12 protein-coding genes are annotated in these 14,219 nt (G+C 64.4%); 4 read left to right on the top strand and 8 right to left on the bottom strand.

Annotation, left to right across the window (positions count from 1 at the left end; genetic code table 11):
* Positions 1-14 precede the first annotated feature (14 nt).
* Both J6525_RS34180 and J6525_RS34185 read right to left on the bottom strand, forming a co-directional pair.
* A complete protein-coding gene (locus J6525_RS34180) occupies positions 15-1,097 on the bottom strand; it encodes a PHA/PHB synthase family protein (protein WP_092083259.1) in 1,083 nt (360 codons plus the stop codon).
* The gene (locus J6525_RS34185; protein WP_057017659.1) at positions 1,094-1,477 is read right to left on the bottom strand and encodes a hypothetical protein; all 384 of its coding nucleotides are present in this window, start codon (positions 1,475-1,477) and stop codon (positions 1,094-1,096) included. Before J6525_RS34185 ends, J6525_RS34180 begins: the two co-directional genes overlap by 4 nt.
* Positions 1,478-1,655: 178 nt before the next feature.
* Between J6525_RS34185 and J6525_RS34190 the strand changes: the two genes are divergently transcribed.
* Both J6525_RS34190 and J6525_RS34195 read left to right on the top strand, forming a co-directional pair.
* Entirely contained in the window at positions 1,656-2,576 is a 921-nt protein-coding gene (locus J6525_RS34190) for an alpha/beta fold hydrolase (RefSeq protein WP_225647967.1), read from the top strand.
* Positions 2,577-2,849: 273 nt separating this feature from the next.
* Positions 2,850-3,245, top strand: a complete 396-nt coding sequence (locus J6525_RS34195) for a nuclear transport factor 2 family protein (RefSeq protein ID WP_376708595.1) — start codon at positions 2,850-2,852, stop codon at positions 3,243-3,245.
* A 68-nt stretch (positions 3,246-3,313) separates the two neighbouring features.
* On the opposite strand, the gene J6525_RS34200 is transcribed toward J6525_RS34195, so the two are convergent.
* The 6 genes from J6525_RS34200 to J6525_RS34225 form a co-directional block, all read right to left on the bottom strand.
* Positions 3,314-3,985, bottom strand: coding sequence for a spermidine synthase (locus tag J6525_RS34200; protein ID WP_225647969.1), 672 nt, complete (start codon positions 3,983-3,985; stop codon positions 3,314-3,316).
* Between the two features lie 132 nt (positions 3,986-4,117).
* On the bottom strand, positions 4,118-7,351 hold the full coding sequence (locus J6525_RS34205; RefSeq protein WP_225647970.1) for a bifunctional cytochrome P450/NADPH--P450 reductase: 3,234 nt from the start codon (positions 7,349-7,351) through the stop codon (positions 4,118-4,120).
* Between the two features lie 114 nt (positions 7,352-7,465).
* A complete protein-coding gene (locus tag J6525_RS34210) occupies positions 7,466-8,461 on the bottom strand; it encodes an alpha/beta fold hydrolase (RefSeq protein ID WP_225647971.1) in 996 nt (331 codons plus the stop codon).
* A 12-nt stretch (positions 8,462-8,473) separates the two neighbouring features.
* Positions 8,474-10,024, bottom strand: coding sequence for a WS/DGAT/MGAT family O-acyltransferase (locus J6525_RS34215; RefSeq protein ID WP_225647972.1), 1,551 nt, complete (start codon positions 10,022-10,024; stop codon positions 8,474-8,476).
* 59 nt (positions 10,025-10,083) lie between these two features.
* Complete coding sequence (locus J6525_RS34220; RefSeq protein ID WP_092083351.1) at positions 10,084-10,875, bottom strand: alpha/beta hydrolase; 792 nt, start codon at positions 10,873-10,875, stop codon at positions 10,084-10,086.
* 8 nt (positions 10,876-10,883) lie between these two features.
* A complete protein-coding gene (locus tag J6525_RS34225) occupies positions 10,884-11,132 on the bottom strand; it encodes a DUF6489 family protein (protein WP_225647973.1) in 249 nt (82 codons plus the stop codon).
* Positions 11,133-11,527: 395 nt separating this feature from the next.
* On the opposite strand from J6525_RS34225, the gene J6525_RS34230 reads away from it, so the two are divergent.
* On the top strand, positions 11,528-13,126 hold the full coding sequence (locus tag J6525_RS34230) for an ABC transporter substrate-binding protein (RefSeq protein ID WP_225647974.1): 1,599 nt from the start codon (positions 11,528-11,530) through the stop codon (positions 13,124-13,126).
* Between the two features lie 103 nt (positions 13,127-13,229).
* Positions 13,230-14,210 (top strand): ABC transporter permease, encoded by a 981-nt coding sequence (locus J6525_RS34235; protein ID WP_028331828.1) that lies wholly within the window; start codon positions 13,230-13,232, stop codon positions 14,208-14,210.
* The last annotated feature ends 9 nt before the right edge of the window (positions 14,211-14,219 follow it).

Here is a 14,219-nt window from a genome sequence, read left to right on the forward strand (position 1 = left end):
CAAGTCGACCCTTCTTAGGTCGATCTCTTGCTCAACCAGGAGTCCAGTTTCGGCCACAGCCGCTTGATTGCATTGGCGCCGGCGACCAGCGAGACGTGACCGCCTTTCAGCATCACCTCCTCCTTGTCCTCGGAGCCGATCTTGGTGATCAGATGCTTTGCCGCATCATACGGCACGATGTGGTCGTGCTCGGCGACCGCATGCAGGATCGGCACCTTGATGTCTGCAAGCTTCGCCTCGCGGCCGCCGACCGTCATGGTGTCGTTGTAGAGCTTGTTGTCCCACATCAGGTCCTTGGTGATGGCGCGGAAATATTCGCCCGCGAGCGGCAGCGTGTCGGTCGCCCAGCGATCGAACATCCGGTACGACTTGACGAACTCGTCGTTCCAGATGTTGTCCCAGAGCTGAATCTGGCCGACGACACGCGCGGCCGGCCGCAACATGTCGAACGATTGCAGGATCAGTTCGGGCGGCATGTTGCCGGTGCTGTCGATCAGGCGGTCGACGTCGAAATAACGACGGTCGGCGAAATTCGAGAACAGCTTCATCTCGCGGAAATCGATCGGGGTGGTGAAGCAGATCAGGTTCTTCATCGGCCCGTCGTTGAAGATCGAGCCGTAGAGCAGCGACAGCACGCCGCCGAAGCAATAGCCGATCACCGAGACGTCCTTTTCGCCGGAATCCTGCTGCACGCGGCGGACCGATTCCGGAATGAAGTCGAGGACGTAATCCTCCATGCGCAGCGATTTTTCCTCCGGCTTCGGCGCACTCCAGTCCAGCATGTAGACGTCGAAGCCGCGCCTGAGCAGGAATTCGATGAAGCTCTGCCCCGGCACCAGGTCGAGGATGTAGCCGCGGTTGGTGGTCGCCATCACGATCAGGACCGGCACGCGATAGACTTCGCTGGCCAGCGGCCGGTAGTGATAGAGGTTCATGGTGCCGCGCGAATACAGCACGTCTTTCGGCGTCGAGCCGAGCGACGGACCGGAGCTCGAGAAATACTCGACGCCCTTGATGCTGCGCTGGATCGCGCGCTGCACCTCGGACTGGACCCGCTCGGAGATCGAGGCGAAATCAAAGGGGGTGGGAGCATTCATTTGCTGCCTCCCTCCGCCGGCGGCTGCTTGGTCCGCGGTGGCCGCGGCGTTGCGCCATGGCCGTCGTCCGGCGCCAGCGAATTGTGGTGCACCTGCTGCAGCAGCGTCTTGATCTCGTTGAGCTGGTTCTCCATCGATTGCAGGCGCTCCGCCATGCCGACGAGCTGGGCGCGGCTCGGCAGATTCATCGCCAGCAGATATTTCTCCATCAGCTCGCCGAGCTGCTTCTGCGCGCCGGCCGCGACGCCGCCGGCCTGGTTCATCGCCTTGGAAAATTCCGGCGAGCTCATGAGCTGGTTGCCGAAGGAGTTGAACCCCTTCTCCATCTCGCCAATCATCGTCTGCCAGATCACGGCAGGGTCGTTGCCCTTGTCGGCCATGCGGCGCTCCTCCACACCAATTTCGGGCGCTTGCCGCGCTTCGATTTGTTTCTGCCATACGACACTGTTGCTGCTGATCGGTCAACTGCGCGGCGCGACCGGCGACGCCGAGGCTCTTCTGCGCTGCGTCAATCCGTGGCATAGAGGTTCCTGACCGCGACACCAGCAAGGGACGCCCGTGACCACGCTCGCCCATCAGCCGCCGCAGATCATCCGCGCCAATGGCATCGACATCTGCTACGAGATTTTTGGCGATGCGAATGCCGAGCCGCTGCTCCTGATCATGGGCCTCGGCGCCCAGATGATCCACTGGGACGACGAGTTCTGCCGTCAGCTCGCCACGCGCGGTTTTCGCGTCATCCGATTCGACAACAGGGATATCGGCAAATCCTCCCGCCTGAGCGGCGGCAAGCGGCTGACCGCGCTCGAACTGCTCAAGCTCCGCTTCCTGAAGATCCCGGTCGCAGCGCCCTACAAGCTGGCCGACATGGCGAGGGACACGATCGGGCTGATGGATGCGCTCAGCATCCGCACCGCGCATCTGGTCGGTGCCTCGATGGGCGGCATGATCGCGCAGGAGGTTGCCATCACCTTCCCCGAACGCGTGCGCTCGCTGACCTCGATCATGTCGACCACGGGCAATCCGAAGATCCCGGGCCCGACCCGCGAGGCGACCGCGGTGCTGATGGCGCCACCGCCGAAGAGCAAGGAAGAGTATTTCGTCCGCTTCGGGCAGACCTGGAAAGTCCTGCGCAACGGCTCGTTTCCCGAGGATGAGGCGCTCGATCCCGAACGCGCGCGGCGCACCTTCGAGCGCGGCCTCAATCCGGAGGGCGTCGGCCGTCAGCTCCGCGCCATCCTCGCCTCGGGCAGCCGCAAGGAGCGCCTGCGCGGCGTCAAGGCGCCGACGCTGGTGATCCACGGTACCATCGATCCGCTGGTGCATCCCGAAGGCGGCAAGGACACCGCGGTCTCGATCCCGGGCGCGAAGCTCGTGATGATCGAGGGCATGGGCCACGCCCTGCCGATTCCGATGTGGCCACAGATCATCGACGCCATCGACAAGCACGCGCATGGCGCTGCGGCGAAGGCGGCGTGAGGCCGGAGCGTTTTCGAGCGAAGTGAATCCCGGTTCGCGTGAAGAAAACGCCTCAAAGCCAGAATCGAGAGTCCCGTCCCGATTCAATCGGAACGGGGCTCCGGTATCTCCCGGTAACCATGTGAGCCGGGAGTGCGTTCTTCCGGGCGCGGCATGGACGCTGTAGAGAGCGCTATCCACCGCTCAGCCACCGGGAGCAACCAGATGAAGACTCTTCTCCGGCCACGGACGGCCGTCGCCGCTCTCCTCCTCGCACTCGCGTCTTCATCGGCAATGGCGGCCGCCGGCGAGGCGCAGCAAGAGGCCAACCGCAAGGCGGTGCTGGCGTTCTACGAGAAGGGGCTGAACCAGAAGGACGCCGACGCAGCGCTCGCCTATGTCGGCAACCGCTATGTGCAGCACAATCCCGGCGCGGCCGACGGCCCCGAAGGCTTTCGCAAGTTCATCGGCTTCCTGCGCGAGAAGTTTCCGAACTCGCACAGCGAGATCAAGCGCTCATTCGTCGACGGCGACTACGTGATCCTCCACGTCCACGCCGTGCGCGAGCCCGGCACCCGCGGCAACGCGATCGTCGACATCTTCAAGCTCGAGGACGGCAAGATCGTCGAGCACTGGGACGTGGCGCAGCCCGTTCCGGAGAATCCCGCCAACAGCAACACGATGTTCTAAGGCATCGTGGTGGCTTGTGTTCAGCCACTGGCATGATCAGGCTGGCGAGCGCGCCGGGACGCCCGCTATTACTTGACCGCGATCCAGATCACGTGGCGGACACCGCGGCCTCGGCCGGTGGCGCGGACGGCAATTTCGTTGACCGCGAATCCGGCCCGGGTGAGCGATTTCGGGAACCTGGCATTCGGACCGGACGACCAGACGGCGAGCACGCCGCCGCGCCGCAACGCGGCGTGTGCGATCTTGAGCCCGGAGACATCATACAGCGCGTCATTGGCGTTGCGGGTGAGACCTTCAGGCCCGTTATCGACGTCGAGCAGGATGGCATCGAAGCTGAGCGGTTGGCGTTCGATCACGCTGGCAACATCCTCCTCCCGGATGCTCACGCGCGGATCGTTCAGGCTGTCGCCGAAGATCTCCGCCATCGGGCCTCGCGCCCAGGCAACGACAGCCGGCACCAGTTCGGCCACCACGATTCTCGCCTCGGGCCCGAGCACGGCGAGTGCGGCCCGCAGCGTAAAGCCCATGCCGAGGCCGCCGATCAGAAAATGCGGCCGTTCGACCGTCTCGATCCTCTTCGCGGCAAGCGTCGCCAACGCCTCTTCCGAGCCCGACAGGCGGCTGTTCATCAGCTCGTTGGTGCCGAGCATGATCGAGAATTCGCGGCCGCGCCGCATCAGACGCAATTCACCCTCGGTTCCGGGAATGCGCGCGGTATCGATCTTTTCCCATGGAATCATGCGGCGGCTTGTAACATGGCCGGCACCTCTGCCGTAGCCCGGATGAAGCGAAGCGAAATCCGGGGGCCAGTCCGCCCGCATGCGACGCTGTCCCGGATTACGCTTCGCTCCATCCGGGCTACAACGAAGCAGCTACCCACCTGTCCAGACGTCGAGCACGTAGCGGTTCCTGGTGCCCATTTCCTCGATCCAGCGCGCGGCGGCGTCGGTGTCGACACCGGTGCGCTCGCGATAGATCGACATCAGGGTCGCCTTGACGTCGGGCTCCATCCTGCCGCCGTCGCCGCAGACATAGACGATCGCTCCCTTCTGGATCAGCTCCCAGACCCGGTCCTTCTGCGCGGCGATGAGGTGCTGCACATAGGTCTTCGGGCCGCCGGCGCGCGAGAAGGCGGTGTGGAGTTCACTGACGCCGTCGGCTGCGAACGCCTTCAGCTCATCCGCATAGATAAAGTCCTGCTCGGGGTGCCGGCAGCCGAAGAACAGCATCGCCGGCCCCAGCGTCGCGCCCTGCGCCCTGCGCGCGGCGCGCTCCTGCAGGAAGCCGCGGAACGGTGCGAGCCCGGTGCCCGGCCCGATCATGATGATCGGCACGCCATTGTCATCGGGCAGGCGGAAGCCGGCCTTGGTCTCCTTGATGGTGGCGTGGACGGTGTCGCCGGCGCGGCGGCGCGCCAGATAGTTCGAGCAGACGCCCTTGTAGATGCCGCGGCCGGAACTTGCCGGCGCCTCCACCACGCCCACGGTGACACTGCAGCGCTGCGCCTCGCCGGCCGGAGACGACGAGATCGAATAATAGCGCGGCGCCAGCAGCGACAGCATTTCAAGATAGAGGTGGAACGGCAGCTCGCAGGCCGGATATTCCTCGAGCAGGTCGAACACCGATTTGCGCTTCGCCAAGACGTCGGTGCGATAGCACCCGGCCGACGCGTCGTCGTCGCCGACATAGGCCATCAGCTTCGGCTTGGTCACCGGGCAGCGGGTGTGCTCGGCCATGATCTGGATCTGCTTGCGGGTCGCGACCTGCTGCAGCTCGACGAACTCGGTGAGCAGCCGCCCGACCGACACGGCATTGCCGACCGGCAATTGCGCGCGGCGGCCTTCCGAGACCTGCAGACGGATCTGGTCGGCCGGCAGGAAGCCGAAGCGGCGCGCAACGGAATCGACCAATGTCGGATCGTTGCGCGGCACCACGCTGAGATGATCGCCGACGCGGTATTTCAGACTGGCCGGCAGCTCGACCTCGATATGCCGGGTCGAACGCTCCGACGGATGAGCGCCTGCCTTGGTCTGCAGCTCGCTATTGGCGAGCACCTTCATCGGCACCGCGCCGCCTTGCGTCACGATGGTATTGACCGCACCCTGCGCCACCGGCTCGATCGCGTAGAGCGGCTCGTCCTCGGCGGTGCGGGTGAAATTCCAGTCGATGCCGAATTCCTTGGTCGCGACCTTGGCCGCCTCCGGGAACCATTTCTGGAACTGGCCGTCGAGATCGCTGCGCGCATCGCCTTCGCCGCGCGGATAGACCGCGCGCGCGCCATGTTTGGTGAGCTGCTCGTCGATGAAACGCGGCACCGACTGGTAGGTCGCCGCCCAATCGCTGTTGCCGCAGCCGAACACCGCGTAGCGGACCTTGGCGAAGGCGTCCTTCGGCAGGTCGCTCTCGAGCCATTTGACGAACTGCGTGGCGTTGTCGGGCGCCGCGCCATTATAGGAGGCGCAGATGATCAGCACGCCGCCCTCCTCCGGCAGCTTGCCGACATAGTCGTCCAGCGGACCCAGCCGCGTCGCGAAGCCGTTGATCTCCGACAGATCCGCCATGCGGGTCGCCAGTTCCTCGGCGGAGCCGAGATTGGAGCCGTACAGCACCAGCATCGGCGTGTTGTGGCCGGGACGCGTGGTCGGCGCGCGCGGCGCCTTCGGCGCGGCCGCAACCGCCCCCGTGCTGCCGGTGAACGCGCCGCGGTCCTTGTCGTCGCGCGGCCGCACCTTGATCCTGAAGCCATCCGGCTTGACCGTCAGCGTCTCCTTCAGATGCATCTGGTAGCGATGCACGTCGATCAGCTTGAAGCGTTGCAGGATCATCCCGATCGCCAGCGCCGCCTCGTGCATGGCAAAGCCGCGGCCGATGCAGGCGCGCTGGCCGTTGCCGAACGGCTTCCAGGCATTGATCGGGCGCTTGGCCTCCGCCTCACGGCTAAAATTCTCGGGATCGAACACGTCGGGGTTCGGACCCCAGACGCTGGGATCGCGATGCAACGCCATCACCAGGATGGTGATGAAGGTGTTCTTCTTCAGCTTGTATTTGCCGCCGATCATCTCATCGTTGAGCGGCGCGATGCCGTAGGCCGGCGCCGGCGGCCACAGCCGCAGCGCCTCCTTCAGGCATTGGGTGATGTAGGTGAGCTGCGTCACCTGCTGATAGGTCGGCCGCGCGTTGACGTCGGGCCCGAGGACACGGTCGACCTCCTCATAGGCCTTCTTCAGCACCTCGGGGTGCTTCAGCAGCGCATAGATCGTGCACGACAGCAGGCCGCTGGTGGTCTCGTGGCCGGCGATCAGGAAGGTGTTGATCTGGTAGCGGATGTTGACGTCGTCGAGCTGCTCGCCGGTGGCGCGGTCGACACCGGTCATCATCGCCGCCAGCATGTCCTTCTTGTCGTCGGTCGCGGCCGTGTTGCCGCGCCGCTCGGCGATGATCTCGTCGACCATCTTGTTCATGAAGGCGACGTCGTCGGCGAGCGTCTTGCGCCGCTTCTGCATCCACAGACCCTCGAGCGGCAGGCCGCGGGTCATCATGATGGTTTCGAGCGAGCGCACCAGCGATTCCACGAACGGGTGGTAGTCGCGGCGGTAGAACGAATTGAAGCGGTAGTCGAAGCCGCAGAGGCCGATGGTGTCGAGGGTGAGCGCCGTCATGTCGTGGACGACCTCGATCTCCTCGTCGGCGTTGAGGCGCTCCCATTTCTTGACCAGCTGCTCGGCGATATCGACCATGCTCGGGTGGTACGACTGCATGGCGCGGTTGCCGAACGGCTGCATCAGGATGTTGTGCGCCTTGCTCCAGTTCGGCTCCCTGGTGTCGGCCGTGAACAGCCCGTCACCGCCGACCGCGCGCACCCGGCGCAGCGAGCCGCGCACCGCCTTGTCGAAGCGTTTCTCGTCGGAGAGCTCGTCGACCAGGTCGTGGCCGGACACGATCACGAGCGGCGCACCCATCATGTCGAGCCAGAAGATCGGTCCGAGCTCCTTGGAGAGCTTGACGAGATGCTGCACCGGCGCGGTCGAGTCCAGCGACAGCATATTGCCGACCACCGGCTTCGTCGGCGGATGCGGAATCGGACTCAGTCTGTTGCCGGACGCCATGTTGAGATTGCCCCTCTAACCTCAGTCATTCCGGGATGGTCCGAAGGACCAGACCCGGAATCTCGAGATTCCGGGTTCGATGCTGCGCATCGCCCCGGAATGACGACGTCATCGTCACCCAAATCGCTTTCTGCGCCATTCGATCAGCTTCGCGCTGACTTCGTCAGGCTTTTCCTGCTGCGTCCAATGGCCGCTGTCCTTGACCAGGTACTTCTCGAGGTCCGGCACCAGCCGCTCCATGCCGTCGGCGGCCGAGGGCGGCAGCACCGCGTCGTTCTCGGCCATGATCATCAGCGACGGCACCCGGACGTGATGGTCCAGCCCGGCCGAGCGCTCCCAGTTGCGGGTGAAATTGCGATACCAGTTGATGCCGCCGGTGAAGCCGGTCTTGGTGAAGGTGTCGACGAACACTTTTTTCTCGTCCGCCGACAGGATCGGCGTGCGCGGATCATGCTTGGCGTCGTAATTCGCGATCATCTGCGGAAACGCCAGATTGAGCCGCGCCGAGGCGCCGACGCCGGCGATCGGCTGTTCGGGCGGCGCGTCCGCCGGACGCGGCGCCGGCTTGCGCATGAAGGCGTCGAAGGTCTGCTCGACGCGGCTGCCGAAGATGCGGTCGGGCTCGCGCGCCGGATCCTGGAACTGGACGATGTACATGTGATCGCCGAAGCGTTGGCGGAACAGCGCGATCGGGTCCATCGGCGCGCGGTCCCAATGCGGCGTGTTGACGCCGACGACGCCGGCGACCCGCGCAGGATGCCTGAGCGGCATCTGCCAGACGACAAAGCCGCCCCAGTCGTGACCGACGAAGATCGCCTTGTCGACCTTGAGATGGTCGAGCAGGCCGACGAGGTCGCCGGTCAGGTGCTCCATGTCGTAGGCCTCGACCGGCTCCGGCCGGTCGGTCGCGCCATAGCCGCGCTGATCCGGCGCAATCACCCGGATGCCGGCCTCGCCCAGCGCCTTGATCTGGTGGCGCCAGGAGAACGCCAGTTCAGGCCAGCCGTGGCACAGCACCACCGGCGGCGTGTCGGTCTTGGGGCCTGCTTCATAAAACCCCATGCGGATGCCGTTCGTCTCAGCGAACTGCAGCGGTGGCATTTCAATCATCGACCGGGATCCTTATTCAGCTGCGCCCTTGATGTCCGCAGGCGGGGGAGCGAACGCCGCCTCGAGGACATCGAACTCGAGCGGCAGCATGTCGCACATCACCTGCACGTGGGGAATGATGTTGGCGCCCACGATGAAGCCGAAATCGAGCTGATCGCGGTAGCTCTGCACGGTGATGTTGAGCGCCACGCCGTGGGTCGAGATCGAAACCGGGAAGATGTGCAGCAGCTCGGCACCCGCCGCATACAGCGTCTGCCGCGGCCCCGGCACGTTCGAGACCGTGATGTTGGTGGCCGGCGGCAGCACGTTGGAGAGGTCGGAGCGGCTGTAGAGCAGCGCCAGGATCTGCACCAGGATCGGCGCCCCCAGCAGCGAGATGTTGGTGACCTGCGGCACCAAGGCGCGCAGCGGATGCGACATCTCCTTGGACCTGGTCGACTGCGCGATGATGGTTTCCAGCCGCTTCCTGGGGTCTTCGATGTCGGTCGCGATCGAGCAGATCATGCCGAACACCTGGTTGTTGGATTCGGCGTTGCCCTCCTCGCGCAGCGAGATCGGAACACCTGCCGTCAGCGACTTGTTCGGCAGCGCACCCTGGCTGATCAGATAGCGCCGCACCACACCGGAGGCGAGCGCCAGTACGACGTCGTTGAGCTTGCCGCCCGACGCCTTCGCCAGTGCCTTGGCACGCGACAGCGAGATCGAGGTGCCGGCAAAGCTGCGTTCAGACGAGATCGCCTTGTTGAGGATGGTCGGCGGCGAGGACATCGCCTGCAGGCTCTCGCGCGACCTCGGATCGGCGACCTTGGCGACGACGTCGGACAGGCTCTTCATGACCGTCGGCATGGAGCCGGCGAACTTCACCGCGCTCTCGATCTGGAACATGGCGTTGTCGAACAGGATCGAGCCGAGGTCGCTCTTGCCGGAGCGCGGCAGCTCCAGGCTCTTCTGCGCAGCGGCGGCCGCCTCGAACGGCTGGGTCCAGAGCTGCTGATAGGCATCGATCAGATTGGCCGCGATGTCGCGCGGCTCCTGCGCGACCTTCTTCGCGCTCGGCGGCTCGATCTCGCGCGGCACCGGCGTCAGGTCGTAGATCATGCTGGTCAGCGCGGCGCCGGCGCCGCCGTCGATGCAGGCATGGTGCATCTTGGAATAGAGCCCGATCTCGTTGTCCCTCATGCCCTCGAAGACATAGAACTCCCAGAGCGGTCGGGCGCGGTTCAACAGCTTGGCGTGCATCCAGCCGACGATACGCTCCAGCGTCGCGCGATCGTGCGGCGCCGGCAGGCTGGCGCGGAAGATGTGACGGTCGATGTCGAACTGATCGTCCTCGACCCAGGACGGGTGATCGATGTCGAGCGGCGCCTTCTGCAGCCGCGCCTTGAGGATCGGCGCGATGTGCAGCCGCGAGGCGATCATCGCCTTGAACTCCTCGAAGAAGTCGCCCTTGTAGCCGTCGGGCAGGCGGAAGATCGCCATGCTGCCGACATGCATCGGCATTTCCGGCGTTTCCAGATAGAGAAACGATGCGTCCAGCGAGGACAGCTTCTTGGCGTCGCTCATGATCTCCTCCCGAGAGCCTACTTACGCGGGCGCCTTGGGCGGCGCTTCTCGTCGTTTGGTCAGGATAGTGCCTGTTCTGCCGGCCCGTAGGCAATGGCAAAGGGGCCCGAGCGGTCAAAATGCCGGAATTCCCCTTCCGGCTGGGCCAGCCGGTCGGCAATCGCCCACAGCGCCGCGGGATTGACGCCGAGGCCGATATGGCTAGCGAAATGCACCTCGATGTTCTCGGCGGTGGCCGACGGCCGCACGCGCGAGGTCCGCCAGTTCACGATGCCATCGGTGCGGGAATAGATCGAGGTCGTCGGCACCGGCATGTCGCCGGCGATCGCGGCGCGGATCTCCGGGATGTCGCCTACACCTTCGCCGGACAAGAGCTCATAGAGCCGCGTCGCGTTGGTGGCGCGGATGTCGTCGGCGAACGGGCTGCCCAGCGTGATGATGGAGCGCACCAGCTCCGGCATCTGCGACGCCAGGTCGCGCGCATAGACGCCGCCGAGGCTCCAGCCGATGATCGAGACCTTGCGCCCGGTCGCCTCATGGACCCGCTTCAGCAGATCGCGCAGCGCAGCCCGCCTGCTGGAAATCCCGCCGAAATTGCGGCCCATGTTCCAGGCATAGGCGTCGTAGCCGAGCTCCTTCAGATAGCGCCGCATCGGCGCCATCGACAGGTCGCTGGCGAGGAAGCCCGGCAGCGCCAGCACCGGATGACCATCGCCCTTCGGCGCCTGCATCAGGAGGGGCGACAACAGCAGGCTCGAATTGAGTTCGAGCACGCCGCGCGCCTCCGCCAGCATCAGGAACAGGCTCGGCGGGCGCAACCGGCGTTCGGTCCCATCAACGCTCCTGTCCATGCCGGCCACTATTTCTTCTTGCTCGCGCCGCCGAAGCCGGCCATCGCCACGAACATGTCCTGGAAGCGCTCGGCGAGCTTGGGATCGAAGGTGAACCAGCTCTGCATCAGCGATTCCGGCGAAATCTTCTCGATGTTCGACAGCATCTGCTGCTGCAGCTTGTCCATGACGGCGGTTTGCATCGGTCCCACATCCGGCAGGCCGAAGAACTGCCGCGCTTCGAGGGGCGTACAATCTATCTCGACGTTGACCTTCATATCCGCCTCCTCAAATGCGCCCTGGCCCGCCATAGTATCGCCGGGACGGGGCGAGTTGCGCAAGCGAGCCGTACCTGCCCCGGGGGGCAGTCGGCCTCAATCATCCGTTATGGTCAACCAAACCGTTTGGAGCGGTTGCTCCAAACCGTCAGGAGCGGTTGCTCGAGGCGCGCCGGTGATCATTCCCGTGACCGACAAGCGGCACTCCGAAAGTCGAATGTCACGCGTTCGCGCCAACGGCCTACTCTCCAATCCGGTTCATTGCGCTGCACCCGCGCGGACGGGTTAACCCTTTGGCAAATCGCGCTTGCGCGGCCGGTAAACTCTGGCAACATGGATCAATAATACCAGCCGGACAAAGCAGCCGGCGGACAAGAACGGGGACGCGGGATTACATGTCGGTACGTTGGAGTTTGTTTGCGGCGACTGTCGCCGCACTCGTCGCCTTTGCTTTGCCGGCATCGGCCCAGACGTTGAAGTATGCGAACCAGGGCGAGCTGAAGTCGCTGGATCCCTACACGCTGAAGGAAACCACGACGATCGCGCACCACGCCCACGTCTACGAAGGCCTCACCGCGCGCGACAAGGACCTCAAGATCATTCCGGCCCTGGCGGAAAGCTGGGAGACGCTGAGCCCGACCAAATGGCGCTTCCATCTGCGCAAGGGCGTGAAATTCCACAATGGCGATCCCTTCACCGCCGACGACGTGCTGTTCTCGGCCGAGCGCGTCCGCGCCAAGGGCTCGAATTTCCTCAGCAACGTCCCGGCCGACGCCAAGTTCAGCAAGGTCGACGACTACACCGTCGACGTGACGCTCGACTCGCCCAATCCCATCCTGATCTCGCAGTGGGATAGCTGGTACATCATGGACAAGAAGTGGTGCGAGGAGAACAACTCGGTTGCACCGACGCCGGCCTCCGCAACCACGCCGAGCTATGCGGCGCTGCACGAGAACGGCACCGGTGCCTTCACGATCGAGAGCCACCAGCCCGGCGTGAAGACCGTGTTCAAGGCGTTTCCCGGCTATTGGCGCAAGCCCGAGCATAATCTCAAGGAGATCATCTTCACCCCGATCGGCTCCGACGCCACCCGCGTTGCCGCGCTGCTCTCGGGCGAAGTCGACGTCATCGAACCGGTTCCGCTCCAGGACATCCAGCGCGTCAATTCCAGCGGCGTCGCAACCGTCATGACCGCGCCGGAGATTCGTACCATCTTCATCGGCATGGATACGGCGCGCGACGAGCTGCTGTATTCCAACGTCAAGGGCAAGAATCCGTTCAAGGACATCCGCGTCCGCGAAGCTTTCTACAAGACCATCGACGTCGATCTGATCAAGACCCGCGTCATGCGCGGCATGTCGACCCCCTCGACGTTGATGATCGCCCCCGAGCTCTATCCGCTGTCGAAGGAATTCACCCGGCCGAAGCTCGATCCTGATGGTGCCAAGAAGCTGCTGGCCGACGCCGGCTATCCGAACGGCTTCGAAGTCACGATGGACTGCCCGAACGACCGCTACGTCAACGACGCAGCGATCTGCCAGGCGGTGGTCGGCATGCTGGCCCGCATCGGCGTCAAGGTGAACCTGCTGGCGCAGCCGAAGGCGCAGTATTTCGCCAAGGTGCTGAAGCCCGGCGGCTACCAGACCTCGTTCTTCATGCTGGGCTGGACGCCCGCGACCTCCGACTCGCACAACGTGCTGCACGACATTCTCGGCTGCCGCGACGATCCGAAGGATGCCACCCGGGGTGAGGCCAATCTCGGTGGCTATTGCAACAAGGAAGTCGACGCGCTCACCGACAAGGTGCTGGTCGAGAGCGACACTGCCAAGCGCGACCAGTTGATCAAGCAGGCCTACGACATCGTCATCAAGGATTACGGCTACATTCCGCTGCATCAGCAACCGCTGGTGTGGGGCGTGTCGAAAAAGGTCAAATTGACCCAGCGCGCGGACAACCAGGTGCTGCTCTACTGGGCGACCAAGCAGGGTGAATAGTGGCTTTGGCGAATTGGGTCCCGGAAGCGCAGGCTTCCGGGACCTCGCGTTTTCCGGCCGCGCAAAGCCGCGCGCCGAATGTCAAAGGCAGTGAAAGGTAGAGATGCTGGCTTTCACTCTTCGCCGCTTCCTGCAGGCGATCGGCGTGATGCTCGCCGTGGGCGTGATCGCGTTCGCGATGTTCCGCTTCGCCGGCGACCCGGTGAACCAGATCGTCTCGATCGACACCTCGGCCGCGCAGCGCGCCGAAATCCGGCACTCGCTCGGCCTTGACGATCCGGTGCTGGTGCAGTTCGGCCGCTACTTCATCAATGCGCTGCAGTTCAAGTTCGGCGTGTCCTACCAGTTCCGCCTGCCGGTCTCTTCGCTGCTGGCGGAGCGGCTGCCGGCGACGCTGGAGCTTTCGATCTGCGCGACGCTGTTCGCGATGGTGGCCGGCATCCTGATGGGGGTCTATTCGGCGCTGCGCCGCGACACCGTGCTTGCCAAATTATTCCAGGCGGTATCGCTGATCGGCATTTCGCTGCCGACCTTCCTGATCGGCATCCTCCTGATCTATCTGTTCGCGGTGACGCTGGGCTGGCTGCCCTCCTTCGGCCGCGGCGAGGTGGTGAAGCTCGGCTGGTGGACCACCGGACTGCTGACCGTCTCGGGCCTAAAGGCGCTGATCATGCCGGCGATCACGCTCGGGTTGTTCCAGATGACCCTGATCATGCGGCTGGTGCGCGCCGAAATGCTGGAAGTGTTGCGGACCGACTATATCCGCTTCGCCCGCGCCCGCGGGCTGACCACGCGCGCAATCCATTTCGGCCATGCGCTGAAGAACACCCTGGTTCCCGTGATTACGGTGGCCGGCCTGCAGTTTGGCTCGGTTATTGCTTTCTCGATCATCACCGAAACCGTGTTCCAATGGCCGGGCATGGGACTTCTCTTCGTGCAGGCCGTGCAGAATGTCGATATCCCGATCATGGCCGCATATCTGTTGATGGTCTCGCTGATCTTCGTCACCATCAATCTCGTGGTCGACATCCTCTACACCGTGGTCGATCCGCGCTTGCGCTCGACCGTCGGCCGCGCGGCGTGAGGGCTGACC

The organism is Bradyrhizobium australafricanum, assembly GCF_020329495.1.
Lineage (GTDB): Bacteria > Pseudomonadota > Alphaproteobacteria > Rhizobiales > Xanthobacteraceae > Bradyrhizobium > Bradyrhizobium australafricanum.

Bases quoted from the DNA above. Each gene is read 5' to 3' on its own strand.
- J6525_RS34180 (WP_092083259.1), bottom strand. From the start codon at position 1,097: ATGAATGCTCCCACCCCCTTTGATTTCGCCTCGATCTCCGAGCGGGTC.
- J6525_RS34185 (WP_057017659.1), bottom strand. From the start codon at position 1,477: ATGGCCGACAAGGGCAACGACCCTGCCGTGATCTGGCAGACGATGATT.
- J6525_RS34195 (WP_376708595.1), top strand. From the start codon at position 2,850: ATGGCGGCCGCCGGCGAGGCGCAGCAAGAGGCCAACCGCAAGGCGGTG.
- J6525_RS34200 (WP_225647969.1), bottom strand. From the start codon at position 3,985: ATGATTCCATGGGAAAAGATCGATACCGCGCGCATTCCCGGAACCGAG.
- J6525_RS34205 (WP_225647970.1), bottom strand. From the start codon at position 7,351: ATGGCGTCCGGCAACAGACTGAGTCCGATTCCGCATCCGCCGACGAAG.
- J6525_RS34210 (WP_225647971.1), bottom strand. From the start codon at position 8,461: ATGATTGAAATGCCACCGCTGCAGTTCGCTGAGACGAACGGCATCCGC.
- J6525_RS34215 (WP_225647972.1), bottom strand. From the start codon at position 10,024: ATGAGCGACGCCAAGAAGCTGTCCTCGCTGGACGCATCGTTTCTCTAT.
- J6525_RS34220 (WP_092083351.1), bottom strand. From the start codon at position 10,875: ATGGACAGGAGCGTTGATGGGACCGAACGCCGGTTGCGCCCGCCGAGC.
- J6525_RS34225 (WP_225647973.1), bottom strand. From the start codon at position 11,132: ATGAAGGTCAACGTCGAGATAGATTGTACGCCCCTCGAAGCGCGGCAG.
- J6525_RS34230 (WP_225647974.1), top strand. From the start codon at position 11,528: ATGTCGGTACGTTGGAGTTTGTTTGCGGCGACTGTCGCCGCACTCGTC.
- J6525_RS34235 (WP_028331828.1), top strand. From the start codon at position 13,230: ATGCTGGCTTTCACTCTTCGCCGCTTCCTGCAGGCGATCGGCGTGATG.